This is a genomic window from Methylobacterium sp. E-046 (assembly GCF_022829625.1).
GTDB classification, from domain to species: Bacteria; Pseudomonadota; Alphaproteobacteria; order Rhizobiales; family Beijerinckiaceae; genus Methylobacterium; species Methylobacterium longum.
Map to the genome: position 1 here is coordinate 1 of NZ_JAKSYP010000166.1, position 939 is coordinate 939.

General features: G+C 65.0%; 1 protein-coding gene and 1 pseudogene. One reads left to right on the forward strand and one right to left on the reverse strand.

Annotation, left to right across the window (positions count from 1 at the left end; all coding sequences use genetic code 11):
- Window positions 1-275: 275 nt before the first annotated feature.
- Window positions 276-593 (forward strand): hypothetical protein, encoded by a 318-nt coding sequence (locus tag MKK82_RS15385; protein ID WP_243986221.1) that lies wholly within the window; start codon window positions 276-278, stop codon window positions 591-593.
- Window positions 594-596: 3 nt separating this feature from the next.
- Here MKK82_RS15385 and MKK82_RS15390 read toward each other — a convergent pair.
- A pseudogene (locus MKK82_RS15390) lies at window positions 597-939 on the reverse strand (hypothetical protein); the annotation flags it as partial.

A 939-nucleotide genomic window follows, 5' to 3' on the forward strand; every position in this document is an offset into this window, starting at 1 on the left:
CCGCAGCCCCTCGCGGGCGTTTCCTCCCAAGACTTCGGGCCGCTCCTTCGGGGGTGGCCTTTTTTCTGTCCGGGGAGGCGTATCTATCCGACGCATTAGGGGCAGACAAGCAGGATGTTGCCTGCGCTCTGCGTCGTACAGCGCTTTTGTTCTCCACCTCTTCGGCTGCGGCGACGGTAGGGGCGGTGGCAGTACCGCTGCTGGCGCTGAACGATATCGACCTCGACGACGTTCAGACCCGGACCGATCGAGATGATCCGTCTGGAGGAAACGCCATGTCGATGAAGACACTTGCCCTCGCCGCTGCGCTCACCCTTGCGGTCTCCGGTGCTGCGATGGCGCAGACCGCTGCCGGCGGCGGTAGTGCCGAGGGCAACATGAACAGCCCGGGCTCTGTTAAGAGCAACTCCCAGAAGTCCATGGAGGGCGGTGCTGGCTCGATGGGAACGGGTACAATGAGCACAGGCACGATGAGCACGGGTACGGGGCCGGGCACCAGCGGCGGCCCGCCCGTTAGCACCCCTGGCGCGGCCGGGGGCAGCAGCATGGGCAACGGTACGACCGGCAGCGGTGCTGCTCCGAGCGGCAGATAACCTCTAAGCGCCCCATGGCTCCCCCGCCGCGGGGCTGATACGCCGCCCTCGATCCATCTCTTCAGCCGCGACGGCCTCGGCGGCCGCAATGACGTTCTCCAACTCGGCGACCTGACGGAGGGCGCTGCTGGTCGGCGAACCGAAAAACATCGACGTCGTTGAAGCTTCATGTCGGAACCCGGTCCAGACATGGATTGCTCCTGCGACCGTCTGCGGAACAGGATCGCCATGAGCATTCTGCTCGATGAGCAGGTAATCGCGGCCCTCGCCAGCGCGGTCGCGATATTGCGCAAGGCGAACGATCCTGGCGTGATAGACCTTGAGCATGCGATCCGCGCACATCGCA